This window comes from Streptomyces sp. (assembly GCF_036524955.1).
Classification (GTDB): Bacteria; Actinomycetota; Actinomycetes; order Streptomycetales; family Streptomycetaceae; genus Actinacidiphila.
Window position 1 is genome coordinate 1 of sequence record NZ_DATDBG010000318.1, and the last position, 23,253, is coordinate 23,253.

General features: G+C 70.8%; 24 protein-coding genes. 18 read left to right on the plus strand and 6 right to left on the minus strand.

What is annotated here, in order from left to right:
- Positions 1–35 precede the first annotated feature (35 nt).
- Both VIW71_RS25155 and VIW71_RS25160 read right to left on the minus strand, forming a co-directional pair.
- On the minus strand, positions 36–1,229 hold the full coding sequence (locus VIW71_RS25155) for a hypothetical protein (protein ID WP_331624918.1): 1,194 nt from the start codon (positions 1,227–1,229) through the stop codon (positions 36–38).
- Positions 1,230–1,351: 122 nt separating this feature from the next.
- Positions 1,352–1,891, minus strand: a complete 540-nt coding sequence (locus VIW71_RS25160) for a rhomboid family intramembrane serine protease (protein ID WP_331624941.1) — start codon at positions 1,889–1,891, stop codon at positions 1,352–1,354.
- 218 nt (positions 1,892–2,109) lie between these two features.
- Here VIW71_RS25160 and VIW71_RS25165 point away from each other — a divergent pair, with 218 nt between their 5' ends.
- The 5 genes from VIW71_RS25165 to VIW71_RS25185 all read left to right on the plus strand — a co-directional run bounded on the left by VIW71_RS25165 (position 2,110) and on the right by VIW71_RS25185 (position 5,667).
- Positions 2,110–2,856, plus strand: coding sequence for a UbiX family flavin prenyltransferase (locus VIW71_RS25165; protein ID WP_331624919.1), 747 nt, complete (start codon positions 2,110–2,112; stop codon positions 2,854–2,856).
- 82 nt (positions 2,857–2,938) lie between these two features.
- Positions 2,939–3,394 (plus strand): Lrp/AsnC family transcriptional regulator, encoded by a 456-nt coding sequence (locus tag VIW71_RS25170; protein WP_331624920.1) that lies wholly within the window; start codon positions 2,939–2,941, stop codon positions 3,392–3,394.
- Between the two features lie 58 nt (positions 3,395–3,452).
- Positions 3,453–4,616: an aminofutalosine synthase MqnE gene (gene mqnE, locus VIW71_RS25175; protein WP_331624921.1), complete on the plus strand. Its 1,164-nt coding sequence runs from the start codon at positions 3,453–3,455 to the stop codon at positions 4,614–4,616.
- Between the two features lie 105 nt (positions 4,617–4,721).
- Positions 4,722–5,243, plus strand: a complete 522-nt coding sequence (locus VIW71_RS25180; protein WP_331624923.1) for a GNAT family N-acetyltransferase — start codon at positions 4,722–4,724, stop codon at positions 5,241–5,243.
- Between the two features lie 88 nt (positions 5,244–5,331).
- Positions 5,332–5,667, plus strand: a complete 336-nt coding sequence (locus VIW71_RS25185) for a DUF4229 domain-containing protein (RefSeq protein WP_331624924.1) — start codon at positions 5,332–5,334, stop codon at positions 5,665–5,667.
- A 446-nt stretch (positions 5,668–6,113) separates the two neighbouring features.
- Here VIW71_RS25185 and VIW71_RS25190 read toward each other — a convergent pair whose 3' ends face one another.
- The gene (locus VIW71_RS25190) at positions 6,114–6,317 is read right to left on the minus strand and encodes a cold-shock protein (RefSeq protein ID WP_033177709.1); all 204 of its coding nucleotides are present in this window, start codon (positions 6,315–6,317) and stop codon (positions 6,114–6,116) included.
- Between the two features lie 391 nt (positions 6,318–6,708).
- On the opposite strand from VIW71_RS25190, the gene VIW71_RS25195 reads away from it, so the two are divergent.
- From VIW71_RS25195 to VIW71_RS25220, 6 genes are all read left to right on the plus strand, one after another.
- Positions 6,709–7,560 (plus strand): menaquinone biosynthetic enzyme MqnA/MqnD family protein, encoded by an 852-nt coding sequence (locus VIW71_RS25195; RefSeq protein ID WP_331624925.1) that lies wholly within the window; start codon positions 6,709–6,711, stop codon positions 7,558–7,560.
- 282 nt (positions 7,561–7,842) lie between these two features.
- A complete protein-coding gene (locus tag VIW71_RS25200) occupies positions 7,843–8,139 on the plus strand; it encodes a WXG100 family type VII secretion target (RefSeq protein WP_331624926.1) in 297 nt (98 codons plus the stop codon).
- Positions 8,140–8,427: 288 nt separating this feature from the next.
- Positions 8,428–9,624, plus strand: a complete 1,197-nt coding sequence (gene mqnC, locus VIW71_RS25205; protein ID WP_331624942.1) for a cyclic dehypoxanthinyl futalosine synthase — start codon at positions 8,428–8,430, stop codon at positions 9,622–9,624.
- 3 nt (positions 9,625–9,627) lie between these two features.
- Entirely contained in the window at positions 9,628–10,281 is a 654-nt protein-coding gene (locus tag VIW71_RS25210) for an imidazolonepropionase-like domain-containing protein (RefSeq protein ID WP_331624927.1), read from the plus strand.
- Between the two features lie 10 nt (positions 10,282–10,291).
- Complete coding sequence (locus VIW71_RS25215) at positions 10,292–10,999, plus strand: demethylmenaquinone methyltransferase (protein ID WP_331624928.1); 708 nt, start codon at positions 10,292–10,294, stop codon at positions 10,997–10,999.
- A gap of 336 nt (positions 11,000–11,335) precedes the next feature.
- Positions 11,336–12,622: a geranylgeranyl reductase family protein gene (locus VIW71_RS25220; protein ID WP_331624929.1), complete on the plus strand. Its 1,287-nt coding sequence runs from the start codon at positions 11,336–11,338 to the stop codon at positions 12,620–12,622.
- A gap of 377 nt (positions 12,623–12,999) precedes the next feature.
- On the opposite strand, the gene VIW71_RS25225 is transcribed toward VIW71_RS25220, so the two are convergent.
- The 3 genes from VIW71_RS25225 to VIW71_RS25235 all read right to left on the minus strand — a co-directional run bounded on the left by VIW71_RS25225 (position 13,000) and on the right by VIW71_RS25235 (position 16,389).
- Entirely contained in the window at positions 13,000–13,428 is a 429-nt protein-coding gene (locus VIW71_RS25225) for a TIGR03668 family PPOX class F420-dependent oxidoreductase (RefSeq protein ID WP_331624930.1), read from the minus strand.
- 88 nt (positions 13,429–13,516) lie between these two features.
- Entirely contained in the window at positions 13,517–14,686 is a 1,170-nt protein-coding gene (locus VIW71_RS25230) for a terpene synthase family protein (RefSeq protein ID WP_331624931.1), read from the minus strand.
- 887 nt (positions 14,687–15,573) lie between these two features.
- On the minus strand, positions 15,574–16,389 hold the full coding sequence (locus VIW71_RS25235; RefSeq protein WP_331624932.1) for a C40 family peptidase: 816 nt from the start codon (positions 16,387–16,389) through the stop codon (positions 15,574–15,576).
- Positions 16,390–17,064: 675 nt separating this feature from the next.
- Here VIW71_RS25235 and VIW71_RS25240 point away from each other — a divergent pair.
- From VIW71_RS25240 to VIW71_RS25270, 7 genes are all read left to right on the plus strand, one after another.
- Entirely contained in the window at positions 17,065–17,424 is a 360-nt protein-coding gene (locus tag VIW71_RS25240) for an NADH-quinone oxidoreductase subunit A (RefSeq protein WP_331624933.1), read from the plus strand.
- A 27-nt stretch (positions 17,425–17,451) separates the two neighbouring features.
- Positions 17,452–18,006 (plus strand): NuoB/complex I 20 kDa subunit family protein, encoded by a 555-nt coding sequence (locus tag VIW71_RS25245; RefSeq protein ID WP_331624934.1) that lies wholly within the window; start codon positions 17,452–17,454, stop codon positions 18,004–18,006.
- A gap of 52 nt (positions 18,007–18,058) precedes the next feature.
- A complete protein-coding gene (locus VIW71_RS25250) occupies positions 18,059–18,799 on the plus strand; it encodes an NADH-quinone oxidoreductase subunit C (RefSeq protein ID WP_414720841.1) in 741 nt (246 codons plus the stop codon).
- Complete coding sequence (locus tag VIW71_RS25255) at positions 18,799–20,133, plus strand: NADH-quinone oxidoreductase subunit D (protein WP_331624936.1); 1,335 nt, start codon at positions 18,799–18,801, stop codon at positions 20,131–20,133. The genes VIW71_RS25250 and VIW71_RS25255 overlap by 1 nt, the downstream gene beginning before the upstream one ends.
- Entirely contained in the window at positions 20,130–20,972 is an 843-nt protein-coding gene (gene nuoE, locus VIW71_RS25260; protein ID WP_331624937.1) for an NADH-quinone oxidoreductase subunit NuoE, read from the plus strand. Before VIW71_RS25255 ends, nuoE begins: the two co-directional genes overlap by 4 nt.
- Positions 20,972–22,306: an NADH-quinone oxidoreductase subunit NuoF gene (gene nuoF, locus VIW71_RS25265; RefSeq protein ID WP_331624938.1), complete on the plus strand. Its 1,335-nt coding sequence runs from the start codon at positions 20,972–20,974 to the stop codon at positions 22,304–22,306. The genes nuoE and nuoF overlap by 1 nt, the downstream gene beginning before the upstream one ends.
- The coding region (locus VIW71_RS25270) for a 2Fe-2S iron-sulfur cluster-binding protein (RefSeq protein ID WP_331624939.1) at positions 22,303–23,253 on the plus strand (951 nt) is incomplete at its 3' end. The genes nuoF and VIW71_RS25270, both read left to right, overlap by 4 nt.

Sequence of the window (23,253 nt, forward strand, 5' to 3'; positions counted from 1 at the left end):
GGCTCACGGAACGGGCGGCCCGGTCGCCGGACGCCTCAGCTGCCGAGGCCGGAGGTGCCGGCCGACGCGGGATCGAAGCCCGCGTCGTCGAACGCGGAGTCGTCGAACGCCGCGTCGTCGCTCGATCCGGGCATGTCGGCCATGAACATGCCGATCAGGTCCTGCGGGTTGAGCTGCAGTGCGCCCTCGGGGGCGGAGATGCTCTTGGTCCCGCGGTCCAGGGTCAGCGTCAACGGCAGCTTGCCGCCGATCGTGTCGTCGAACTGCGCGACGTCGAAGGTGACGCTGGAGACATTGCCGCCCTTGACCCCGAGGTCGACCGAGATCGTACGGTTCGGCACGTCGCTGAGGCCGTTCAGGTCGGCCGCCTCGAAGCTGGGGATCCCCTTGAGGACCGGGGTCAGCGAGGTCTGGAGCTCCTTGGCGAACTGCTGGGCGGGGACGCTGACCTGTACGTGGTCGGCGCCGTCACGGTCGTCGAGTTTCTTGTACGTGGCGTTGTCCGCGAGTGCCTTCTTCAGCGCCGCCGCGATGCCCGCCTGCGTCTTGGCGTCCAGCCCGGTGTCGCCGGTCAGCGCGGAGAACGGCGAGTTCTCGGACCCGGCCATCCTGCCGCCGAAGGACTTGGCGAACTCGGCGAACGCCTTGGGGTCGATGACGATCCATTCGCCCTTGAGCGCGGCCTTCACCGACGCGAGCGAGGACGGCAGTTGGTCGGCCTGGGCCAGGAACTCGTTCAGCTCGGCGGCGTCGGAGGAGCTGCCGGAGCCGGTGTCCAGCTTCTGAATGCCCTTGATGTCGGCGCGCAGGTAGAGCTTCTTGTCCACCGAGACGACCTCGACGAGGTTCTTCTCGCCGCTCTTGTCGTCGGAGAACCGGAAGGCGAACGCGCCCGCCTGGTCGGCGGACTTGACCAGGCCGAACTTCTTCTCGGAGCTGACGGCCAGCTGTGCCCGCAGGGAGGCGAGCATCGTGGCGTCGGCCTTGGTGAAGTCGTCCTGGTCCTGCAGGGCGGAGTAGATCTGGTCCGCGGTGGCGTCGAAGGACAGACCCATGGTGAGCGACTTCTGGTCGCTGAGCTTGGTCAACGCGTTCTCGACCGTGGCCTGGGGTGTGGCCTGGGCCGTCCCGCAGGCGGTGGAACCGGCGGCTATGAGAGCCACCACCCCGACCGCAGCGAGGTTCTTGCGCTTGGTGATGATGACGAACTCCTTGGACGCTGCGGACAATTGGTGAAGAGCTACTGAGAGCTCGTTAAGGGTAGCTGTGTGGTGCCTGTGACTTCGCGGGGGTTTCCGGGGCGGCTGCCGGGCGCGGTCGAGCGCCCGGCCGGTACGCCGTCGGCGCCCGGTCAGTACCCGGAGGAGACGGTGGCGGGGCGTTCCCGGAAGAGGAACGCGGCGGCCACGCCGCCGATCAGTCCGAAGAGGTGGCCCTGCCAGGACACACCGGTCGCGGTCGGCAGCACGCCCCACAGGATGGAGCCGTAGAGCGCGCCGACGATCAGTCCGACCACGATGTCCAGTGCGCGCCGGTCCACGAAGCCGCGTATCAGCAGGTAGCCGAAGAGGCCGAAGACCAGCCCGGAGGCCCCGGCGGTGTTGGTGTGCGCGGGCGCGACCAGCCAGACGCCGAGCCCGCCGATGACGACGACGGTGCAGGCCACCGCGAGGAAGCGGCCTGTGCCGCGCAGTGCGGCGATGAACCCGAGGACCAGCAACGGCACGCTGTTGGAGGCCACATGGCCGAAACCGAAGTGGATGAACGCGGACGGCACGATGTCCAGCAGTTCGCCGCCCTCGCGCGGCGCGATGCCGAAACGGTCGAGACTGTGCCCGGCGACCACGTCGACGGCTTCCAGCACCCACAGCAGCGCGACCCACGCGGCCATCAGCGCTGCCGCCGCCGTCACCCGCCCGCCGGCGCTCAGCGGAGCGCGCAGTCTTTCCGCCAGCTCCGTCCGCGGCCTCACGGCACGCCCCTCGGTCTGTCCGTACGTCACCGAATCCCCCCTGCGGTCCAGCGCCCCTCCACAGGGAAGAACGCCGCCGACCGCCCCCGCGGTTCCCGTTCCGCCGGTTTCTTCCCGGTCCGGTTACGCTCGACGGCGTGACAGCGAATGGAACACGGCGGAGTCCCTGGGTGGTGGGTGTGTCCGGTGCCTCGGGCACGCCGTACGCCGCCGCGGTGCTGCGCGCCCTGCTGCACGCGGGCGAGCCGGTGGACCTGGTGGTCAGCCGGGCCGCCCGGCTGACCCTGCTGGACGAGACGGGCGCCCCGTTCCGTGACGCGCACTGGCGCGAGGACCTGGCCCGCTGGCTGGCCCGCGGCGCCGACGGCACCCCCGACGCCTTCGAGCCCGGCCTGCTCGACCTGTCGGACGTACGGTACTGGCCCGCGGGCGACCTCGCGGCCGGGCCGTCCTCCGGCTCGTATCCCGCCCAGGGCATGCTGGTCGTGCCGGCGAGCACGGCCTGCGTGGCGGGGGTCGCCCTCGGCCTCTCCAAGGATCTGCTGCAACGGGTCGCCGGCGTCACGCTCAAGGAACGCCGCCCGCTGGTGGTCGCGGTGCGCGAGTCCCCGCTGAACGGCCAGACGCTGCGGCATCTGGTCACCCTCGACGACGCGGGCGCCGTCGTCCTGCCCGCCTCGCCCGCCTTCTACGCGGGCGCCACCCACATCCAGGATCTGGTGGACTTCGTGGCCGGGCGGGCGCTGGACGCGGCAGGCGTCCCGCACAAGCTCTACCGGCGGTGGGAGGGCGAGCTCGGGGGTGGCCGGGGCAGTGGCGGAATCGGGGGTCAGAGCCCCGGTCAGGCCCCCGAGGACGGGCCTGCATCTCCATCCGAAGGGTAGATGTGCAGGGCAAGAACCCGTCTATGCCTTAGATTCTCGTCCAGACAGCGCAGTCGCGGGACGAACGGGAGGGTCCATACTGATGGACGCGGTGGACAGGCAGCTCATTCAGGCGTTGCGCGAGAACGGGCGCGCGTCGTACGCGGAGCTGGGCCGGCTCGTGGGCCTTTCGGGCCCGAGCGTCACCGACCGCATCAACCGTCTCGAACAGGCCGGCGTGATCACCGGCTACCGCGCGACCGTGGCCCCCGCCGCCCTCGGCCTCGGCGTGACCGCGCTGGTCGGCCTCCAGCTCTCCGACGCCGCCGACCACGAGGACGTGGCCCGGCGACTGCGCGACCTGGGCGAGATCGAGGACTGCTGGTTCATCGCGGGCGACGACTCGTACATGCTCAAGGTGCGGGTCGGGGACGTGGACGGCCTGGAGCACACCATCCGCCGGCTGTCCGGTACGAAGGGCGTGGCGCGGACCCGTACCACCATCGTGCTCTCCACCAAGTGGGAGAACCGGGTGGGGGAGCTGCCGGGCAGCAGCTAGGGCGTAGGGTCGGAGCGGGTCGATTCGGTGGTCGGTTCGGCAGATGAAGGAGCGGCACATGGACGCTGGGCTCAAGCGGGAGCTGGAGGAGAAGGTCTTCGCGGGGGAGCGGCTGACCCGGGAGGACGGCATCGCCCTCTACGAGTCCGACGACCTCGCGTGGCTGGGCGGCCTGGCCCATCACGTGCGTACCCGCAAGAACGGTGACGTCGTCCACTTCAACGTCAACCGGCACCTGAACATGACGAACGTGTGCACCGCGTCGTGCGCGTACTGCTCGTTCCAGCGCAAGCCGGGCGAGAAGGACGCGTACACCATGCGGATCGAGGAGGCCGTCCGGCTGGCCAAGGCGATGGAGGGGGAGAACCTCACCGAACTGCACATCGTCAACGGCCTGCACCCGACGCTGCCCTGGCGCTACTACCCGCGTTCGCTGAAGGCGCTCAAGGAGGCGCTGCCGCAGGTGTCGCTCAAGGCGTTCACCGCCACCGAGATCCACCACTTCGAGACCATCTCCGGCCTGTCCGCCTCCGACATCCTGGACGAGCTGATCGACGCCGGCCTGGAGTCGCTGACCGGCGGCGGCGCGGAGATCTTCGACTGGGAGGTCCGGCAGCACATCGTGGACCACCGCACCCACTGGGAGGACTGGTCGCGGATCCACCGGCTGGCGCACTCCAAGGGCCTCAAGACGCCGTCGACCATGCTCTACGGCCACATCGAGGAGCCCCGGCACCGCGTGGACCACGTGCTGCGGCTGCGGGAACTCCAGGACGAGACCGGCGGGTTCCACGTCTTCATCCCGTTGCGCTACCAGCACGACTTCGTGGACATGAAGGACGGCAAGGTCCGTAACACCCTTCAGGCGCGTACCACGATGGCGACCGGTGCGGAGGCGCTGAAGACCTTCGCCGTCTCCCGGCTGCTGTTCGACAACGTGCCGCACGTGAAGGTGTTCTGGGTCATGCACGGCCTGGCCACCGCGCAACTGGCCCTCAACCACGGCGCGGACGACATGGACGGCTCGGTCGTGGAGTACAAGATCACCCACGACGCGGACGACTACGGCACCCCCAACAAGCTGACCCGGGACGACCTCCTGGACCTGATCCGCGACGCGGGCTTCCGGCCGGTGGAGCGGAACACCCGGTACGAGATCATCCGCGAGTACCCGGGGCCGGACGCCTCGCGGCGGGAGTCGCCGCAGCCGATGCGGGTCTGAGGACGCGGGCGTGACGGGGGCCGGCGCGCGGGCGTGACGGCCGCGGTGGTGCGGGTGTGCGGACCCGCGTGCCCGCCCCCGGAACGTAATGGCTACGATGCGGGCATGTCCCTTACCTGCGAGCTCGACCCGGTGATCGACGCCGAGTTGACGGACGGCCTCCTCGAGCTGTGGACCGACGTGTCCAACGAGGGCGGGGCCGTCAGCTTCGTCCCGCCCGTCACCCCCGAGGACGTCCGGCCGGAGCTGGAGTGCTCCCTCGCCGCGGTCGGGACGGGGCAGCAGCGGTTGCTCGTCGGGCGCGACGAGGACGGCCGGATCGCGGCGAGCGCCTTCCTCGCGTACAACAGCCACCGGCTGAAGACCCACTGGCTCCGGCTGCACGCGGTCATGGTGCACCCCGCTCACCAGGGCAGAGGGTGCGGCCGCACGCTGATGGCCGCGGTGGAGCAGGCGGCCCGCGGCTTCCACGGCATCGAGGCGATCCGGCTGGTCTGCCGGGGCGGCACCGGCGCCGAACTCTTCTACGGGCGGTGCGGGTACAAGGAGGTCGGGCGGGTGCCGTCGGCGATCCGGGTGGCGCCGGGGGACGACCGGGACGACGTGATCATGCTGCTGACGCTCTGAGGGTGCGGCTGTCCCGGCTGCCGACTGTTGTGCCCGCCGGTCCCGGGGCGCCCGGAAGATCCATTTCCAGGCGTGCTTCACTGGGACCATGCTCCGTTACACCGCACTGCGCTTCGGCCTCATCGTCTCCAGCTTCGGCGTCATCTGGGGACTGGTCCGGCTGCGCGTCCTGCCGGCCGGGCTCGGTGACTCCAACTACCTGTGGGTCGCGCTGCTCGCCCTCGTCGTGTCGGCGCCGCTGAGCTGGGTGCTGCTGCGGGGCGCCCGCGAGCAGGCCGCGCTCACGGTGTCCCACCGGGTGGAGCGCACGCGCCGGAGCCTGGCGGCCAGCGCGAGCCAGGAGGACGAGGCGGACGACGCGGGGCACACGGCGGTCCGCGAGGAGACGGCCGCGCCCCGCGAGGGCGAGCCGCACACGGCCTGACCTCTGGTCCTACCTGCTGCGCCGGTACGGAGGGCTGACGCCCGAGGTCCTGGAGTGGGAGGCCGAGGGACGAGGCCGCCCGCGGAGGGTGGTGGGCACCTCCCGCCGAAGGCAGGGGGAGAGCAGGAAGACCGGCCAAGGACGCCGCGCCGTACGAGACACGTGCCGGGGTCCTCCCGTACCAAGCGTGCCCGAGCCGCGCCTGCCTGACCGCGCGGTGGTACGGGACTTTCTCGACAGCGGTTCGAGAAGGGGTGCCGAAAGCAGCGCTGAAGGGATTTCTGGGGCGGCGCGTTCCGAGTATGCGGAGGAACGCACCCCGAACGTGACTCCGAGGCGTTTCCCCGACCCCGGGAGACAAGGCAGGGGCCCCGCACTTTCACGTGCGGGGCCCCTTGGTACTGCAGGTTCCAGGCGCGGTCGCGCCGTTTCCGGACTAGAGAGGACTAGTTCGGGGTGACGTTCTCCGCCTGAGGACCCTTCGGGCCCTGCGTGACGTCGAAGGTCACCGGCTGGTTCTCCTCGAGGGAGCGGAAGCCGGAGGCGTTGATCGCGGAGTAGTGGACGAAGACATCCGGGCCGCCGCCGTCCTGGGCGATGAAGCCGAAGCCCTTTTCAGCGTTGAACCACTTCACGGTTCCGGTAGCCATAAAGCCCTCCTTGGGCCCAAAGGGTTGCCCTGCTCCAGAACCTGCAACTGCGAAGTCTGAAAACTACAAAAGCCTGCGGGTTACATGCTCCGCAGGCTCTGTACTGCAAGGGAAACCAAACTGCAACTTGCGATGAGCGTAGCATGGTGGGTCTCGGCCGGGGAAGAGCGCCAAGATCCGTTTTTGCGTGTCGCGGGGGGCGCCCGGCGGGGCGCCTGCCGGCGGTCCGCACACCCCCGGGGCGGCGGTGCGGGTATCCGAGGGAGCCGCGGCGGGGGAGGCGGGGGGCTGAGGCGGGTACCCGGCCGCTCGGGACCGGGCACCCGACCGGCACACCGGCCGGGCACCCCCTCACCGTGATCGCTCCCCGCGGGGAGTAGCGTCCGCGAGCATGGACACATCTGCGCGTGACGACGGCAGGGGCCCGACCCGACCCCGGGTGGGCCATATCCAGTTCCTGAACTGCGTCCCCCTCTACTGGGGCCTGGCCAGAACCGGCGCCCTGCTCGACGTGGAGCTGACCAAGGACACCCCGGAGAAGCTCAGCGCCCAGCTTGTCGAGGGCGACCTGGACATCGGCCCGGTCACCCTCATGGAGTACCTGCGACACGCCGACCAACTGGTCGCCCTCCCCGACATCGCGGTCGGCTGCGACGGCCCGGTGATGTCCTGCGTGATCGTCAGCCAGCTCCCCCTGGACCGCCTCGACGGCGAGCGCGTCGCCCTGGGCTCCACCAGCCGTACGTCCGTCCGCCTCGCCGAACTGCTGCTCACCGAGCGTTACGGCGTCACGCCCGACTACTACCGCTGCCCGCCGGACCTCGCCGCGATGATGCAGGAGGCGCAGGCCGCCGTGCTGATCGGTGACGCCGCTCTGCGCGCCTCCCTCCACGACGCCCCCCGCCTGGGTCTGGCCGTCCACGACCTCGGCCAGATGTGGAAGGAGTGGACCGGCCTCCCCTTCGTCTTCGCCGTCTGGGCCGTCCGCCGCGACTACCTCGCCGCCCACCCGGCCGCCGTCCACGACGTCCACCGCGCCTTCCTCGCCTCCCGCGACCTCTCTCTCGAAGAGGTCGCCAAGGTCGCCGAACAGGCCGCCCGCTGGGAATCCTTCGACGAGGACCTGTTGCGCCGCTATTTCACCACCCTCGACTTCTCCCTCGGCCCCGACCAGCTCACCGGCATCGCCGAATTCGCCCACCGCGTCGGCTTCCCCCCCACCGCCCGCGTCACCCTCCTCTGAGGAGCGCACCGGCGGGCCCGTCCTCCGGCTGCCTTCCGGCCGCCCGAGAAGGCCGGCGCCGATGGCCGCCGGCGCCTCCGTACACGACCCGGCCGGCGAACTCTTCGCCTTCTTGGCCTTCTTCGGCACCGTCACGCCCACCTTCCGCTGCCGGGAACCGGAGGCTGCACGCGTCACGTCCTCCCCTGTAGGTTGAAGCACCAGCAGACCATCGCATCAATCTGCGACTCAGGAGCCACGGGGGTCGGCCCTGCGGCACGTTGGACGAGAGGTTAAGCCGCTATGGCTAATGTGAACGTTACGTACCAGGACATGCGGGACGCGGCCACCAAGCTGCGTACGGGCCAGGCCGAGATCACCGAGAAGCTCAACACGCTGCACAAGTTCGTGCAGGATCTGGTCAACGGCGGTTACGTGACGGACCGTTCCTCCAAGGCCTTCGACCAGTCCTACAGCGAGTTCAATACCGGTGCCACCAAGACCATCGAGGGTCTGGACGGCATGGGCAAGTTCCTGGAGGCCGCGGCCGACGCGTTCCAGCAGGCGGACGAGCAGCTCGCCAAGGGCATCAGCGGCTGAGCCCGCTTCTTCTCGGGGCCGAGGTTCCGTACAGGCCGAGTACACACCTCAGCGCGTAGGTGCCGCGTACGTACGTCAGCAGTGGGTACGGCCGGCCCGGCTACGGTTCGCGGTGCGCCGCGGCGGTCAGCAGCGACGTCCGCCGCGGCGCACGCGCATGTCAGGAGCGGCCGGGCGCGCGCGGCCACGGGTACGGCGCAAGGCGCCCTCGCACCACGCGACCCCTGGCGTACGCTGGCCTGGTCCGACCCCGACCCCTCCGAAGGGACTGCCCCGGTGACTTCCCCGGTGAGCGTGAGCGACCTCGCAGCCGTCCTCGACCGCGCCGCCCAGGGCGGCCGGATCACCCCGGAGGAGGCGCTCGACCTCTACCGGAGCGCCCCGCTGCACGCGCTCGGCGCCGCCGCCGACGCGGTCCGCCGCCGCCGGTACGCCGGCACCGAGCACATCGCCACGTACATCATCGAGCGGAACATCAACTACACGAACGTCTGTGTGACGGCGTGCAAGTTCTGCGCGTTCTACGCGGCGCCCAAGGACGAGGCGAAAGGCTGGACCCGCGGGCTCGACGACATCCTGCGGCGGTGCGCCGAGACCGTCGAGCTGGGCGGCACGCAGATCATGTTCCAGGGCGGGCACCACCCCGACTACGGCGTGGAGTACTACGAGGAGCACTTCGCCGCGATCAAGAAGGAGTTCCCGCAGCTCGTGATCCACTCCCTCGGCGCGTCCGAGGTCGAGCACATGTCGCGGATCTCCGGGGTCACCGCGGAGGAGGCGATCCGCCGCATCCACGCCGCCGGGCTCGACTCCTTCGCCGGCGCCGGCGCCGAGTTGCTGCCCGAGCGGCCCCGCAAGGCGATCGCCCCGCTCAAGGAGTCCGGCGAACGCTGGCTGGAGATCATGGAGACCGCGCACCGCCTCGGTGTCGAGTCCACCTCCACCATGCTGATGGGCACCGGCGAGACCAACGCCGAGCGGATCGAACACCTGCGGATGATCCGGGACGTGCAGGACCGCACCGGCGGCTTCCGGGCCTTCATCCCGTACACCTACCAGCCCGAGAACAACCACCTGAAGGGCCAGACGCAGGCCACCCTCTTCGAGTACCTGCGGATGATCGCCATCGCCCGGCTCTTCCTCGACAACGTCGCCCACATCCAGGGCTCCTGGCTCACCACCGGCAAGGAGGTCGGCCAGCTCTCGCTGCACTACGGCGCGGACGACCTCGGCTCGGTGATGCTGGAGGAGAACGTGGTCTCCTCGGCCGGCGCCAAACACCGCTCCAACCGCATGGAGCTGATCCACCTCATCCGCGCGGCTGGCCGCGTCCCGGCCCAGCGCGCCACCACCTACGAACACCTCGTCGTCCACGACGACCCGGCGAACGACCCGGTCAACGACCACGTCGTCTCGCACCTGTCCTCGACGGCGATCGCGGGCGGGACGGCACACCCCGAGCTGAAGCTGCTCGACGCGCGCTGAGCCGTGCTGACCCTGCACACCGCCGGTCTGCTGCTGCCGTGCGGCGGCCGGCCGCCGGTCCCGGGCGGCGCGGTGCTCGTCGACGGGCGGGCGGTCGCCGGTGTCGGGCCGTACGAGGAGCTGGCCGCCGCGCACCCGGCCGCCCGGACGCGGCGGTGGCCGGGCGTACTGACGCCGGGGCTGCGCCAGCCGCACGGCACCTGGCTGCTGACCCGCTGCTACCACCCCGACCCCCGCGAGGCCGACGTCCTCGGTGACGCGCCGCTGTCCGGGGAGCGGTTCGACGCGCTGCCGATGGACGCCGCGCGCCGGGCGGGCAGCGTACGGCGCGGGGTCCAGCGGATGCTGCGGCACGGTACGACGGCTGTAGTGATCGCGGGCGGCGACCCGGTCGTACGGGACGCCGTGACGCGCGTCGGGCTGGTCCTGCTCCCCGCCGCCCCGGCCGGCGACCCCACCGGCCCGCCGCCCGGTCCCGACCTCGACCCCTTCGTCACGGGCCGCGACCTGGAAGGCGCGGTGCACGCACCGCTGGTGGTCGGCGGGCGGGCGGACCTCGCCGCGTTCGACGTGCCGCCGGCCGAGGTCGCCGCCCGCGGGGCCGGTACGTGCGTGGCGACGGTCCTCGCCGGGAGGCTGGTGTACCGCCGGGCGTAGGGTGGGCGCCGTGACCCGAGCCTCCCTGGACAAGCAACCGCAGGACGTCGCCGCGATGTTCGACGGTGTCGCGGCGAACTACGACCTCACCAACGACGTCCTCTCGCTGGGACAGGCCAGGCTCTGGCGGCGGGCCGTGGCGCAGGCGCTGGACGTACGAGCGGGTGAGCGCGTACTGGACCTGGGGGCGGGCACGGGTACGTCCTCGCTCCCGTTCGCCGAGGCCGGAGCGGTGGTCGTACCGTGCGACTTCTCCCTCGGCATGCTGCGCGAGGGCAAGAAGCGCCACCCCCGACTGCCGCTCACCGCGGGCGACGCGACCCGCCTCCCCTTCGCCGACGAGGCGTTCGACGCGGTCACCATCTCCTTCGCCCTGCGCAACGTCCACGACACGGACGCGGCACTGCGCGAGATGCGACGCGTGGTCAAACCGGGCGGGCGCCTGCTGATCTGCGAGTTCAGCCACCCCACCTACCGCCCCTTCCGCACCGTCTACACGGAGTACCTGATGCGCGCCCTCCCCCCGGTCGCCACCGCGGTCAGCAGCAACCCGGACGCCTACGTCTATCTCGCCGAGTCCATCCGCGCGTGGCCCGACCAACGCGCACTGGCCGCACGCCTGCAGACCGCGGGCTGGTCGGGGGTCGCGTGGCGCAACCTGACGGGGGGGATCGTGGCGTTGCACAGGGGGACGAAGGCGGCTCCCGCGGAGGGCTGAGCGGGCGTGGGGGCCGGGCGTCGAGGTCGGGGCCGCGCGGTCCCGGTGGCCCCTGCGGCTCGTGACCCGGCGTGCGGCTGGGCGGTTCAGGGGCCCTGCGGCTTTGCGGCCCGCGGCCTGCCGGCCGCTCGGTATCGTGCAACCGGAGCGGCCGGGCAGGAAGCCGCCACGTCACCTGTGACCGGTCGGCGGGCGCCTCATAGACTCGGCACAAGCCGTGCTGCCGTACCGGTCGTTCCCCGGGGCGCCCGGCCCCGAGCAGGCAGCACACGTACCACCAGGCAGCACCACCGGCACCACCCCTCGCACCCCCTCGCCGAAACGGGAGAGCCCACCGTGACCGACACCGCCCTGTCCGAGCGCAGCGCCGATGTGATCGTCGTCGGCGCCGGGCCCGCCGGTTCGACGACCGCGTACTACCTGGCCAAGGCGGGCCTCGACGTCCTGCTGCTGGAGAAGACCGCGTTCCCGCGCGAGAAGGTGTGCGGGGACGGCCTCACGCCGCGCGCCACCAAGCAGCTCGTCTCGATGGGCATCGACATCTCCGAGGAAGCGGGCTGGCTGCGCAACAAGGGGCTGCGGATCATCAGCGGCGGCACCCGCCTCACGCTGGACTGGCCGGAGCTGGCGGCGTACCCGGACTACGGCCTGGTCCGCAGGCGCGAGGACTTCGACGAACTGCTCGCGCAGCAGGCCGTGAAGGCGGGCGCCCGGCTGTACGAGCGCTGCAACGTCGGCGCGCCGATCACCGACGAGGGCACCGGCCGGATCACCGGTGTCGAGGCGAAGCTCGGCGAGGAGAAGGTGCCGGTCGCCTTCCACGCCCCACTGGTGGTGGCCGCCGACGGCAACTCCACCCGGCTGTCGCTGGCGATGGGGCTGCACCGCCGTGAGGACCGGCCGATGGGCGTCGCGGTCCGAACGTACTTCACCTCGCCGCGGCACGAGGACGACTACCTGGAGTCCTGGCTCGAACTGTGGGACCGGCGCGGCCCGCAGCCGCGCCAACTCCCCGGCTACGGCTGGATCTTCGGCCTGGGCGACGGCACGTCCAACGTGGGCCTGGGCATCCTCAACTCCTCCGCCGCCTTCCGCGAACTCGACTGGCGCGAGGTGCTCAAGGCGTGGGTCGGCTCCATGCCCGAGGACTGGGGCTTCACCCCGGAGAACATGACCCAGCCCATCCGCGGCGCCGCCCTCCCCATGGCCTTCAACCGCCAGCCGCACTACACCCGCGGCCTCCTCCTCGTCGGCGACGCCGGCGGCCTGGTCAACCCCTTCAACGGCGAGGGCATCGCCTACGCCATGGAGTCCGGCCAGCTCGCCGCGGACGTCATCACCCAGGCGCACGCCCGCCCCACCCCGTACGCCCGCGAACTCGCCCTCGCCCGCTACCCGCGCGTCCTCAAGGACACCTACGGCGGCTACTACACCCTCGGCCGCGCCTTCGTGAAACTCATCGGCAACCCCAAGGTCCTCCAACTCTGCTCCCAGCGCGGCCTCACCCACCCCATGCTGATGCGCTTCGCGCTGAAGCTGCTGGCCAACCTGACGGACCCCACGGGGGGTGACGCGATGGACCGCGTCATCAACGGCCTCACGAAGATCACTCCGCGGGCGTAGCGGTTCGAACGCCCCCCGCCACCCGGCGACCCTGCGGGGCGGGTGGCGGGGGCGAGCCTCAAGGGCCCACTGCGTCTCTGACTGCCCGGCCTGGAAGGAAGCGGACCCGCAAGCGATCGACGCGTTCGCGGCGGCCACCCTCCGGATGCAGCAGCAGTTCGCGGAGCGCAAGCCCGATGCGTCCTGGCTCGGAGCCATGGCGACGGCTGCCCGCTCATGGGCGGGTCACCGCGGCATTACCGTCGCCTGAGCCGCTTCGGTCCCTTGTGACCAGACAGTAGGGCAGGGGGACGGGCGGAGGCTCACTCGGAGGGCAACGGCCTTGACGTGCGCCGGCTGCGGCCACGACGGCGGAGGGCGGTGTGGCGGGGCACGGTTCAGCGGGGCGCGGGCTCGGCGTACGACCAGCCGGTCCATGTGTGGACGTGGACCGCGACGACCGGGCCTGCGGGGGGCTGCCGGGCGTACTGCTCGTACTTCTGTCGGAGCAGCGGGAGGGCGGTGAGGCGGTCGTCGGCTTCGCGGATCTCGGCGTGGCCGTCGGCGCGGGCCCACCAGAGGGTGGTCCAGTCGGGGGCGTAGTGGTCGGCGAGGAGGGCGACCCGCGGGTTGGCGCGGATGTTGCGGAGCCGGCGGAGGTCCCCGGTGGACTTCGGTTTGTGGTCGACGGCGAAGAAGAGGAGGTCGCCGTCGGCGGCGAAGGTCACCGGGACGATATGGGGCCGGCCGTCAGCGGTGGAGGTGGCCAGGCGGGCGACGGGTGATGCGGTGAACCGGCGGCGGGCCTCGGGCGGGGGCAGCTTCATACGGGCGACGGTACTCACGCGCGGCGGCACGGGTGCGGCCGTGCGTTGCGCGCGAAGACATCGACGTGCGGTCAGGCGGGGTGGGCGGTCACAGGGCGCCCCACCAGGAGAGGGCTTCGAACGCCAGCGGGTTCGCGGTGTGGGTGGCGTCGCGGCGCTGCTCCCACGCGGCGGGGTTCACAGATCTGGAGGGGTCGACGTAGCGGGCGGTGGTGAGGCTGAAGTCCAGGTTGGCCCGCACCCACTGGCCGAGGGACGCGATGAAGCGCAGGAGTTCGGGGTTCGCGGTCGGGGTGATGCCCTCGCTGACGCGCAGGAACATGTCCATCACCCCGTTGCGCAGTGCGACCGCCTGGCGCAGGGCCTCCTCGTGGCCCGTCCCCGACGGTACGGCCGGCGCGTCCGTGGCGAGCACGTCCAGCAGGTTCTGCTCGGCCGCCGAGCCCCGCTCCCGCTCCTTGGACCACGAGAAGATGTCGTTGTCCCAGGAGACCAGCGTCGCCGTCATCTCGATGAGGGCGCGCACCTCGGGCCGCTCGCGCTGCTCGGCCGGGAGGACGTAGCCCTCCGTGGCGTCGAGCAGGGCGATGCTGGAGTGCATGGCTCCGTTCTGCAGCCGCAGCAGCACGTAGTCGTCGAGGGACTGGCGTACGCCGTGCTCGCCGTCCAGGCGGGTCTGCCGCTCCCAGACCAGCGCGGCGAAGTACGTACGCAGCGCCGCCGTCCAGCGGGCCTTCTGCTCACCGGTGCACCACCGGTCGAGGCGGGTCGCGATGTCGTGCAGAGCGTCGGCGTAGGCGTTGCCCTTCAGTACGGTACGGGTCGGCGTCTCCGCCTGCCGCAGCATGCGGGCGAGGAAGGCCATCCAGGCGCCGGGCGGCAGTGCCGAGGGCGAGTCCTCGTCGCAGTACTCGTCGTCGAAGGCGAACAGCCAGGTGTGGAAGTCGGCGAACGCCAGCAGCCGCTCCATGTCCGCGCGCGGTACGACGCGGGCCGCCAGCAGGCCCGGGGCCTGCCGTTCCAGATGCCGGAGCCGTGCCGGGTCGGCGATCAGCCCTCGGTCTCGGACCCAGGCCAGGGTCGCCTCGTTCAGTTCGCCCGCCTGCGGATGGATCGCGGCGATGACGGGGCAGTAGATCGACGACAGCGGCGAGTCCTCGGTGGCGACGGCGGGCGCCGTCCCCACCGGCTTCTCCGCGAGCTGACCCGCCCCGGCGAAAGGCCCGGCGAAGGGTATGGGTTCGTTCACTGTCGTCATCACGCATTCCTTTGGGAGGGGCGTCTTGCTTTCCGGCATGACGGAACACGACTGAGGCGCGGCGTCGACCGCGCTCACTACGGCACGGGCGACGGTGACCGGTTCCGGGGGACTCGGGCGTGGAAATGGTGGAGTGCCTGAAGAGGCACGCGCCATGAGTGAGGGACAGGTCCGGCCCCGGAGGACCTTGTCCGAACCATACCGATAAACGTGAAATGCGTTAATTGCCCGCAAGTTAAAGGAATGTGACGTTCCGTCGGATGCGGGGTGCGTCACGGCATCCCGGCACGCCCCGGCGGCACCCCCAGGATGCCCCGGTGACCCAATCGGCGCGCGGCAAGTGACGCCCCGGGCGGTGCCAGTGCGGCTCTTGGTGAGCGATGTGCTCAGAGTGACGGATGGCTCGGGTAGTGAGTGGCAGGCAGCGGGTTGCCCGTGAGGCACACCGTGCCAGTGCCACGGCAGTGGGACCGGTTCCCGGCGGGACATCGACACCGATCTGACCGATGCGGGCCGGATGCAAGCTCCGGGCGACCACCGCGGACGTGCGATCCACGACGGGGTCCGGCGGACGCGGCCCGCTTCCTTGAGTTCCTCGGGCTGCCGTCCCGAGCGGCCCGAATGCGCCTGAGCCCGCCTGTGCGGGCTGGTCGGCGGGGAGGGTGCGACGGACGCCGCCGCCGACCCGGCCGTCGGACCCGGACGCGTAGGCGGGCCGCGCTGCGGCGGGAGGCCGGGAGCGCCGCGTGGCCGCGGCGGCGGGCTGGCGACCGGAGGCCGGTGGGGGCTGGTCGAGCGGTTCCCCGCGCCCCTGCGGGCGCGGGGAACCGGGCCCGGGACGCCCAGCGCTCCCGGAGTGCCGGAGAGGGCCAGGCGCCGGCCCGGTCTCAGAGGAGCCGGGCCGCCCCGTCGGGCATGTAGGAGGACATCTGGTGAACGCCCACCGGCGTCGACGAATTGGCCGCGTCCAGGTACTGGCCGTCGCCGATGTAGACGCCCACGTGGAACGCGCTGCCCCGGCCGCCCCAGAAGACGAGGTCGCCGGGCTGGAGGGAGCCGATCGAGACGGAAGCGCCGGTCGAGGACTGCTCCTGCGAGGTCCGCGGGAGGGTGACGCCGACCGAGGCGAAGGCGGCCTGGGTGAGGCCGGAGCAGTCGTACGCGCCGGGGCCCGTCGCGCCGTACACATACGGCTTGCCCACCTGGGACTTGAGGAAGGCGATGAGGCTGTCGACCTTGCTCGACGAGGCGGGGGCCGCGCTCGCCGCCGGGGTGGTGGAGGCGGAAGCGCCGGAAGAGCCGGAAGAGGCGGACGTGGTGACCGTCGCCAGGCGCGCGCGCTCGGCGGACCGGGAAGCGGCGGCCCGCGCGGCAGCCGCGCGCTCACTGGCCGCCCTGGCCGCGGCGGCCTTGGCCAATTCCGCCTTCCTGGCCGCCGCTGCGGCCTTGGCGGCCTCGTCCGCGGCCTGCTGCTCGGCCGCCGCCAGCGACGCGACGATCGCGTCCTGCTCGATCGCGTCGGCGGCCTGGAGGGCGGTGGCCGCGGTGGAGAGCGGGACGGCGGTGATTCCGGCGACCGGTGCGGCCGGAGCCGCCGCAGGAGCCGGTGCGGAGGAGGACGCGCTGTCGGCCATGGCCGGAGCAGCCGCGCCGCTGAGTGCGAACGCGCCGAGGACACCGCCGACGAGTCCGGCCTGGCGCACCCACCTGGGGTGGCCGGGAGCCGCATGCCGTCGGCGGCGCGTATGGGCATAAGTATGCGTATCGGAGAACTGTGTCCGGGGCTTGTTCGGGGACATGGGTTCCTGGCTATCAGGAACGGATGGTTCCGTTCAACAAAAGTGTGATGCGCCACAGTTGGCGCCCTCGCGGGCCGATTGACCGTTTCGCGATCTTGCCCGCCGACCGCTTTGATCTGTTTTCGCCAGATCGGTTACATATGCGCTCGTGCACGCGTTCACGCGCGTCATTTCTGGGTTCCGCGCCTCACCCGACCGGGACGGGGTCGCGCTACCACGGTGATGCGTCCAACACCAATTTGCTTCGCCGGGTAGTCGCTTGATAATGCACGTACCGCGCTGACCAGCCACAACGCCCACGATTGCGACGGGAGGTGATCGTTTGTGGCGCATCCGCCGCCTGGTCGACGCTCATCCGACGAGATGATCGATCGCCGGGTGGTGGAGATCACAAAGATCAAGTTCCACCCCGTGTCGCAGATCACAGACCGGGAGGCATAGGATGCAGGCGGCTTGGGCTTGTGAACTGCCTCACATGGACGCGATCTTCGCCCTGAACGGCGACGATCCGTGACGCGGGACACACCTCGGGTCGCGGTCTGTACATCAGTCACTGTCGACTGAAAGGAGCGGGGGACGGTGAACGCCTACGCGCCCATCCTCGTGCTGGGAGGCATCGCGGCCGGCTTCGCGATCTTCTCCGTTTTCATGGCCTCGATCATCGGGCCGAAGCGGTACAACCGGGCCAAGCTGGAAGCGTACGAGTGCGGCATCGAGCCCACTCCGCAGCCGGCCGGCGGGGGCCGCTTCCCGATCAAGTACTACCTGACGGCGATGCTCTTCATCGTCTTCGACATCGAGATCGTCTTCCTCTATCCCTGGGCCGTCTCCTTCGACGCCCTGGGGATGTTCGGGCTCGTCGAGATGCTCCTCTTCGTGCTCACCGTCTTCGTCGCCTACGCGTACGTGTGGCGACGCGGCGGCCTGGAATGGGACTAGCGGACCGAGGGGACCAGGAGCCAACCCATGGGTATCGAAGAGAAACTGCCGAGCGGATTCCTGCTCACCACGGTCGAGACCGCGGCGGGGTGGGTGCGTAAGGCGTCCGTCTTCCCGGCCACGTTCGGACTGGCCTGCTGCGCCATCGAGATGATGACCACCGGCGCCGGACGGTACGACATGGCCCGGTTCGGCATGGAGGTCTTCCGCGGCTCGCCGCGGCAGGCGGACCTGATGATCGTCGCGGGCCGGGTGAGCCAGAAGATGGCGCCGGTGCTGCGGCAGGTCTACGACCAGATGCCGAACCCCAAGTGGGTCATCTCGATGGGGGTGTGCGCCTCCAGCGGCGGGATGTTCAACAACTACGCGATCGTGCAGGGCGTCGACCACATCGTGCCGGTCGACATCTACCTGCCCGGCTGCCCGCCGCGGCCGGAGATGCTGCTCGACGCGATCCTCAAGCTGCACGAGAAGATCCAGCACGGAAAGCTCGGCGTCAACCGCGAGGAAGCCGCACGCGAGGCCGAGGAAGCGGCCCGCAACGCGCTCCCCACGATCGAGATGAAGGGGCTTCTGCGGTGAGTGACGTACGCGAGGCCGCCGGGCCGCAGGCGGGGACGGGAGCCGTGCCTTCGTGCCGAGCGGGCGGAGAAGCGAAGAGGGTGAAGCGGTGAGCGAGCAGGGCACCAACCTTCCGGGTCAGCGTGACGAGGCCGGCGAGGTGATCGGCGTCCGCAAGGGCATGTTCGGCGCGAACAACGGCGGCGACACCTCCGGTTACGGCGGCCTGGTCCGTACCGTCCGGCTGCCCGGCGCCAGCTCCCGGCCGTACGGCGGACCGTTCGACGAGATCGCCGACGAACTCGAGGGCGCGCTGGAGGAGCAGGGCCTGCCGCCCGCCGAGGCGATCGAGAAGACCGTCGTGGACCGCGGCGAACTCACCTTCCACATCGCCCGCGAGCACCTGCCGGCCGTCGCCCGGACGCTGCGCGACGACCCCGCGCTCCGCTTCGAGCTGTGCACCGGCGTCAGCGGCGTGCACTACCCCGGCGACCAGGGCCGCGAACTGCACGCCGTGTACCACCTGCGGTCGATCACCCACACCCGGCTGATCCGCCTGGAAGTCAGCGCCCCCGACGCCGACCCGCACATCCCCTCGCTGGTCCCGGTCTACCCGACCAACGACTGGCACGAGCGGGAGACCTACGACTTCTTCGGCATCGTCTTCGACGGCCACCCGGCGCTCACCCGGATCATGATGCCGGACGACTGGCCGGGCCACCCGCAGCGCAAGGACTACCCGCTCGGTGGCATCCCCATCGAGTACAAGGGCGCGCAGATCCCGGCTCCCGACCAGCGGAGGTCGTACAGCTAATGAGCACACCACACGCACCCACGCAGGCAGCGGAGCGGGAGACCACCGAGGGGCGGGTCTTCACCGTCACCGGCGGCGACTGGGACGAGCTGGCCAAGACGGTCGCCAGGGCCGACGACGAGCGGATCATCGTCAACATGGGCCCGCAGCACCCGTCCACCCACGGCGTGCTCCGCCTCATCCTGGAGATCGACGGCGAGACGGTCACCGAGGCCCGCTCCGGCATCGGCTACCTGCACACCGGCATCGAGAAGAACATGGAGTTCCGGACGTGGGTGCAGGGGTCCACGTTCGTGACGCGCATGGACTACCTGACGCCGATGTTCAACGAGACCGCGTACTGCCTGGCCGTGGAGAAGCTGCTCGGCATCACCGACCAGGTGCCGGACCGGGCCACCGTCATCCGCGTGCTGCTGATGGAGCTCAACCGGATCTCCTCGCACCTGGTGGCCATCGCCACCGGCGGCATGGAGCTCGGCGCCACCACGATCATGATCTACGGGTTCCGTGACCGCGAACTGATCCTGGACATCTTCGAGCTGATCACCGGCCTGCGGATGAACCACGCGTACGTACGCGTCGGCGGTCTCGCGCAGGACCTGCCGCCCGGTGCGGTGGACCAGGTGCGGGAGTTCGTGAAGACGTTCCGCAAGAACCTGCCGGAGTACGACAAGCTCGCCACCGGCAACCCGATCTTCAAGGGCCGCATGCAGGAGGTCGGCTACCTGGACCTGGCCGGGTGCATGGCGCTCGGCGCCACCGGGCCGATCCTGCGGGCCGCCGGACTCCCGCACGACCTGCGCAAGTCCGACCCGTACTGCGGTTACGAGACCTACGACTTCGAGGTGCCGACCACCGACACCTGCGACTCCTACGGCCGCTTCCGGGTCCGCCTGGAGGAGATGCACCAGAGCCTGCGGATCGTGGAGCAGTGCCTGGACCGGCTGGCGCCGGGCCCGGTGATGGTCGAGGACCGCAAGATCGCCTGGCCCGCGCAGCTCGCGCTCGGCCCGGACGGCCTGGGCAACTCCCTGGACCACATCAAGAAGATCATGGGCACCTCGATGGAGGCCCTGATCCACCACTTCAAGCTGGTCACCGAGGGCTTCCGGGTCCCGCCGGGACAGGCCTACACGGCCGTGGAGTCCGCCAAGGGCGAACTGGGCGTGCACGTGGTCAGCGACGGCGGCACCCGCCCGTACCGGGTCCACTTCCGCGACCCCTCCTTCACCAACCTGCAGACCATGGCGGCGATGTGCGAGGGCGGCCAGGTCGCCGACGTCATCGTCGCGGTCGCGTCCATCGACCCTGTGATGGGAGGTGTCGACCGATGAGCACCGAAGTCTCCCTCGGCGTCCCCGCGATGCCCGCGCCCGACTTCCCGGCCGACGTCAGGGCCCGGCTGGAGGCCGACGCCCGGGAGGTGATCGACCGCTACCCCGGATCGCGCAGCGCGCTGCTGCCGCTGCTGCACCTGGTGCAGTCCGAGGAGGGGTACGTCTCCAGGACCGGAATCCGGTTCTGCGCCGAAATGCTGGAGCTCACCACGGCCGAGGTCACCGCGGTCGCGACCTTCTACACCATGTACCGCCGCAAGCCCTCCGGCGACTACCAGGTCGGGGTCTGCACCAACACGCTCTGCGCGGTGATGGGCGGCGACGCGATCTTCGACGACCTCAAGCAGCACCTCGGGGTCGGCAACGACGAGACCACCGCGGACGGCAAGGTCACCCTCGAACACATCGAGTGCAACGCGGCCTGCGACTTCGCCCCGGTCGTGATGGTCAACTGGGAGTTCTTCGACAACCAGACCCCGCAGTCCGCCCGGCAGCTGGTCGACGACCTGATCGCCGGCCGCGAGGTCCGCCCCACCCGCGGCGCCCCCCTGTGCACGTACAAGGAGACCGCGCGCATCCTGGCCGGCTTCCCCGACGAGCGCGAGGGCGCCGTCGAGGCGGGCGGCGGCGCGGGCCCCGCCTCGCTGGCCGGCCTGCGGCTGCACCGCGGCGATGTGCCGGCGCCCCGGGTCGTCCCGCAGCGCGCCGAGTCGCCGCGGGACGAGGCCGGGATCCACGACACCCCGGCCGCGCACCCCGGCTCGCACGACGCGCCCCTGCCCACCAGCCAGTCCGCCCCGGACGCCGACCGCACCACCGAGGAGGAGGGCGAGTGATGACCGTGGAACCGGCGGAGAAGCTGCTCGCGCCCGTGCTGTCGGAGTTCTGGGACGACCCGCAGTCCTGGACGCTGGAGACCTACCGCAGGCACGAGGGCTACCAGGGGCTGCGCAAGGCCCTGGCGATGGCCCCCGACGACGTGATCGCGTACGTCAAGGACTCCGGCCTGCGCGGGCGCGGCGGCGCAGGCTTCCCCACCGGCATGAAGTGGCAGTTCATCCCGCAGGGCGACGGCAAACCGCACTACCTGGTGGTCAACGCCGACGAGTCCGAGCCGGGCACCTGCAAGGACATGCCGCTGCTCTACGCCAACCCGCACTCCCTCATCGAGGGCATCGTGATCGCCTGCTGGGCGATCCGCTCCCACCACGCCTTCATCTACCTGCGCGGCGAGGTCGTCCCGGTGCTGCGCCGGCTGCACGAGGCCGTGCGGGAGGCGTACGCGGCGGGCTACCTCGGCAAGGACATCCAGGGCAGCGGCTTCGACCTGGAGGTCACCGTGCACGCCGGCGCCGGCGCGTACATCTGCGGTGAGGAGACGGCGCTGCTGGACTCGCTGGAGGGCCGCCGCGGCCAGCCCCGGCTCCGGCCGCCGTTCCCCGCCGTCGAGGGCCTGTACGCCTGCCCCACAGTGGTGAACAACGTGGAGTCCATCGCCTCGGTTCCCGCGATCCTCAACCGCGGCAAGGAGTGGTTCAAGGCGATGGGCAGCGAGAAGTCCCCGGGCTTCACGCTCTACTCGCTCTCCGGCCACGTCGCCCGCCCCGGCCAGTACGAGGGCCCGCTCGGCATCACCCTGCGGCAGCTCCTCGACCTCGGCGGCGGGATGCGCCCGGGCCACCGGCTGAAGTTCTGGACGCCGGGCGGCTCCTCCACGCCGATGTTCACCGACGAACACCTCGACGTACCCCTGGACTACGAGGGCGTCGGCGCCGCCGGATCGATGCTCGGCACCAAGGCGCTCCAGTGCTTCGACGAGACCACCTGCGTGGTGCGGGCGGTCACCCGCTGGACCGAGTTCTACGCCCACGAGTCCTGCGGCAAGTGCACGCCGTGCCGCGAGGGCACCTACTGGCTGGTGCAGTTGCTGCGGGACATCGAAGGGGGCGGCGGGCGCCTGGAGGACCTGGACAAGCTGAACGACATCGCCGACAACATCAACGGCAAGTCCTTCTGCGCGCTCGGCGACGGCGCCGCGGCCCCCATCTTCTCCTCCCTGAAGTACTTCCGCGCGGAGTACGAGGAGCACATCGAGGGCAAGGGCTGCCCCTTCGACCCGGCCCGCTCCACCGCCTGGGCCACCACGTCCCTTACGGAGGTCAACGCGTGACCGTCACGACTACCGGTGCACCCTCCGGAGGGTCCGCGGTGCCGCCCGAAGACCTGATCTCCGTCACCATCGACGGCATCCCGGTCTCCGTACCGAAGGGCACCCTGGTGATCCGGGCCGCCGAGCTGCTCGGCATCGAGGTCCCCCGGTTCTGCGACCACCCGCTGCTCGACCCGGTCGGCGCCTGCCGCCAGTGCATCGTGGAGATCGAGGGCCAGCGCAAGCCGGTCGCCTCCTGCACGATCACCTGCACCGACGGCATGGTGATCTCCACCCAGCTCACCTCGCCGGTCGCCGCGAAGGCCCAGCGCGGTGTGATGGAGCTGCTGCTCATCAACCACCCGCTGGACTGCCCGGTCTGCGACAAGGGCGGCGAGTGCCCGCTGCAGAACCAGGCGATGAGCAACGGCCGCGGCGAGACGCGCTTCGAGGACGTCAAGCGCACGTACCCGAAGCCGATCAACATCTCCTCGCAGGTGCTGCTCGACCGCGAGCGCTGCGTGCTGTGCGCGCGCTGCACCCGCTTCTCGTCGCAGGTCGCCGGTGACCCGTTCATCGAGATGCTCGAGCGCGGTGCGCTGCAGCAGGTGGGCATCTACGAGAAGGAGCCCTTCCAGTCCTACTTCTCCGGCAACACGGTGCAGATCTGCCCGGTCGGTGCCCTGACCGGCGCGGCGTACCGCTTCCGCTCCCGGCCCTTCGACCTGGTGTCCTCCCCGGGGGTCTGCGAGCACTGCGCCTCCGGCTGCGCGATCCGCACCGACCACCGCCGCGGCAAGGTCCTGCGCCGGCTGGCCGGCGACGACCCCGAGGTCAACGAGGAGTGGAACTGCGACAAGGGTCGGTTTGCCTTCAAGTCGACCACTCTCGAAGACCGCCTGACTCGCCCGATGGTGCGCGACGACGAGTCTGGGCAGATGCGTCCCGCTTCATGGCCGGAGGCGTTT